This is a genomic window from Elstera litoralis (assembly GCF_000963705.1).
In the GTDB taxonomy this organism is placed as follows: Bacteria; Pseudomonadota; Alphaproteobacteria; order Elsterales; family Elsteraceae; genus Elstera; species Elstera litoralis.
Window position 1 is genome coordinate 1 of record NZ_LAJY01000858.1, and the last position, 3,890, is coordinate 3,890.

General features: G+C 49.2%; 3 protein-coding genes, 1 pseudogene and 1 other annotated feature. All 4 genes and pseudogenes read right to left on the reverse strand.

The features are described from left to right. Positions 1–235: 235 nt before the first annotated feature. Positions 236–1,429 (reverse strand): MFS transporter, encoded by a 1,194-nt coding sequence (locus VZ95_RS20270; protein ID WP_198148449.1) that lies wholly within the window; start codon positions 1,427–1,429, stop codon positions 236–238. Positions 1,430–1,440: 11 nt separating this feature from the next. Continuing rightward, positions 1,441–1,980: a sterol desaturase family protein gene (locus VZ95_RS29530; protein ID WP_084627959.1), complete on the reverse strand. Its 540-nt coding sequence runs from the start codon at positions 1,978–1,980 to the stop codon at positions 1,441–1,443. A gap of 373 nt (positions 1,981–2,353) precedes the next feature. Continuing rightward, on the reverse strand, positions 2,354–2,776 hold the full coding sequence (locus tag VZ95_RS24650) for a hypothetical protein (protein WP_156995471.1): 423 nt from the start codon (positions 2,774–2,776) through the stop codon (positions 2,354–2,356). 63 nt (positions 2,777–2,839) lie between these two features. Then, positions 2,840–3,890, reverse strand: a pseudogene (locus tag VZ95_RS20275) (IS3 family transposase); the annotation flags it as partial. Further along, positions 3,671–3,787: a sequence feature (AL1L pseudoknot), on the reverse strand. (Overlaps the previous pseudogene by 117 nt.)

Sequence of the window (3,890 nt, forward strand, 5' to 3'; positions counted from 1 at the left end):
ACGACTTTCGGCGCATTGAAATTATGACCCTGTAGACAGTAAAGCGCCATAAGTTTCGCGTTGTAGGGATGTCTCTTCCACGAACTCTTTTAAAATAAATTGCTCCGTGCCTCGATAGAGTATAGTCGTGTGGTTTGCATAGCCACCTGTTGTCTCACGGGTCAGCCAATTTCCTTGGAAAACAGTCGCCGATTGTCCAAGGCTGCTCGTTATAGCTAGGGGGAGCGAGACCATTTTATGACTCATCCTTTTGCAGGCGTCCGGAATGTGAGATGACTGCAATACAGCCCAAAACTAGCATTCCTATAACTAACTGGACTGAGTGGAGAGGAACCCCGGATAGCGGTTGGATATTCTGGCTGAGCCAGATCATGAGCAGCGGAATTGCTTGGAGTACGATAAATGTGCTCGCCGAGAGCAGCAGCTTCGACGCGCCGAAAAAGGTTGCTTGGCGTTCGGTGCTGCCAATTAGGACTATGCCGTTATAAATGGCTGTCGTTGTAAAAACCTGGATTAGCCCAAAAAGTGCGGAAAGGCCGAAGATCATAGAGTTGTATGGGAATAGAAATGCCAGGATAAATATGCAGAATGTTAACATGCTACAGGCTATCAGAATCCTGGAAAGCTTCCCCTCGATGAGTAGGGCTTGAGACGCCCAACTTTGCAAAACGATAACAACAATATTGCGGATAAGCTGCGCGATAGAATTATCGTCTGGGCTGCTGACGACGTTCGTGAAGATATATGGAAAAAGGATAGGGGCCGAAGAGGCCAATCCAACGGGTATAAAAGCCCAGAGATGAAGTTTGATAAAACTTTTCCGCTGCGGTCCAATGTCTAGGAGGGTGAGCTTCGTAATTTTCGAGCTTTTCTCTCTCGTGCCGCCTCTGAGCCATCCCAATATCAGAGGGATTGATAGAGCAACTTCAAACGCGGCAGACACCGATAGAGCTAAGGTATAGTTGTTATGCTGAAGGACTAGTAGCCCAAGCACGGGTCCTATGAGGGACCCGACATTAGTCCAGCGAAGGAACCGACCTTGCTGGCGAGCAGCTTCGCGTTTGTTGCCATGGCTTGCTGTAAGAAGTTCGGCTCTTGCGTTCGTGCTAAAAAGGCATCCCCCAATACCAATTCCAACGGCAGCAGATATAGCAACGAACACTCCTGGGCTGGTGGCCAGAGCTAGGTAGCAGATTGCATCAATGATACATCCAACTACCATCATAGGCTTAAAGCCGAACCTATCGCCAAATATTCCCGCTGGAAGTGCGAACACTTGGTTCGAGAACAAGAGAAAACTGTAAAAAAGCGATGCGGAGTCCGCATCCCAGCCGAGCTGATCTTGCAGAAAGTTAAAGTATATAGAGATGAATAAAGCGTAGGTAATCGCCGACCCACAACGCCTTACGATTATGTGCATGGGGGACATGATTGTCTCTGTTAAGCGGGGAGGCCGACTGAACTCAGATTCTGAGACATTCTCTCGAAGCTGCTTTCCAGTTTTCGCGAAGAGCCATAGCGAGCTGTCAAGAATATGTGATCCCATAGATTGGTGTAGAGACCAAAATTGAAAGCCGGAGATTTATGGTGTCGTAAATGAAACACACCAACTGCAAATAATATGTCAAAAATTGTGTCCACTTCCGGATTATGATCCAATAAATTCTCGGAAAGAAAAACTTCATATAAATAAACAATTATAATCATAAAATAATTTGTCTCTTGAAATATAATGGACAAAGTAATTGCTGGTAAAAGTAACGTTATCCAGACATCTGCTGAGGCTTTAAAATCGCCAAACCAGAGAAAAAAATGCGCACACTCCGGCCAGTGGTACCTGTGGTTGCCCCGACCATATTGAACCTTATGATGTTTCATATGGATTCGAAACATTGGATTAAATGGGTGATTGAAATGCCCTAGACGATGAATTCCGTAAGCGCATAGCGACCATAAAACAAACACTGACGCATAGACCATATGGCTTCCCTACCAAAATCGTTACAGTTTGATGACAGATTTATGTCATTTGCCGTCAAAGTAAGCTTGCCTTTGCGTGGAGTCAATAAAAAAAGCGTATTTTTGCACTTCAATACAATCGTATGTAGCGTTTGGGTTTCGATGAAGGTCTCCGGAAACTGCTAATGCAAGTCACATAAGTTATGTAGAAGAGTGCATAAGTCTCAATATAATCCTATTTAGTGCTCTCGTATCATCCAGGATGACAAGAGGATGTCCTGTATTCTAGCGTCAAAGCCGGAAGACCGCAGAACGGTTCGATTCCGTTCCCCACACCAATTTCAAATATGAGAAAGGGGAGCAAATTGCTCCCCTTTTTTTATCGCTGTTGCTGCTATTGCTTTGGAATCAATTCAGTTGGTAGCGGGACGAATGACCGCGCAAATAATTTTTCAATTTTGTCGAAAGGAATTGTAATTTTTTTCTCGACGGCCCATCGTGCGACTGCAAACAGGCAATTCCTGCTCGTTGCCGACGAAATGCTTCTGTTATCAAAATCATATCCAAACACGATCCCGCCGCGCCGATTGGTGATGTAACAAACCGGGAAGTTTGGGATTGAAGAATAAAGTGTCTTCATGTCCTCACCGATTTGCTTTCGGAAATCATAACCTTTGTCATCAATCACATAATCGATTTCATCTCGTGATACCGGCTTCGATGAAAGATCGTCGGTCGATGCGGATGATGATGAAGTATCTTTCTTTGAAAGCTCCTCGGTGATTGCTGCTGCGAGGGCTTTGTAGTCGATTGACACTTCGACCTTTCGTTGATCGCAACCTGAACCGCGCCGGGTTTGCCGGAGGCCATTTGGTTTAAGTTATGCGGCCAGTGCTGGTTCTTCCAGCATGGCATAGTACCGTTCCTCGGCTTCGGCTGGCGGTATATTCCCGATAGGCTCCAGAATTCGTCGGTGGTTGAACCAATCGACCCATTCCAGGGTAGCAAACTCCACCGCCTCGAAGTTGCGCCACGGTCCACATCGATGGATGACCTCGGCCTTGTAGAGGCCATTGATCGTCTCAGCGAGGGCGTTGTCGTAACTGTCACCGACGCTTCCGACAGACGGCTCGATGCCCGCTTCTGCCAGCCTCTCGGAATACCGAATGGACACGTATTGAACGCCCCTGTCCGAGTGATGCACGAGGCGGCCGCCATGAAGGGGACGCCGATCATGGAGTGCCTGCTCCAGGGCATCGAGGACAAAGCTTGCCTGTGCCGTCCGGCTCGCCCGCCAGCCAACGATACGACGCGCGAAGACGTCGATCACGAAGGCGACGTAGACGAAACCCTGCCAGGTGGCAACATAGGTAAAGTCAGAAACCCACAGCCTGTTTGGCGCAGGGGCTTTGAACTGCCGGTTCACCCGGTCAAGCGGACTCGGAGCCGTCTTGTCCGAGACCGTCGTGCGGATCGGCTTTCCTCGAATAATACCCTGCAGGCTCATCGACCTCATAAGCCGGGCAACGGTGCAGCGGGCAATGTCAAAGCCTTCACGCTTCAATTGCCGCCAGACCTTGCGAACGCCATAGACGCGGAAGTTGGCCTCGAAGACACGGCGGATCTCGATCTTCAGGCTGATATCGCTGCGGGTGCGGATCGACAGGCGATCCACATCCAGGCGCTTGGCAAGGGTCTCGTAGTAGGTTGATGGGGCAATCGGCAGCAGCCTGCAGATCGGCTCGACCCCGAACACACCACGGTGTTCGTCGATGAACGAGATCATCGTTTGAAGGGGCGGTCGAGCTCCGCCATCGCGAAATAAGCGGAGGCTTTACGCAGAATCTCGTTGGCTTGACGAAGCTCGCGGTTTTCCCGCTCCAAAGCCTTCATCTTCTCGGCGACGTCGCTCGGCAGCCTGCCCGTTTGCC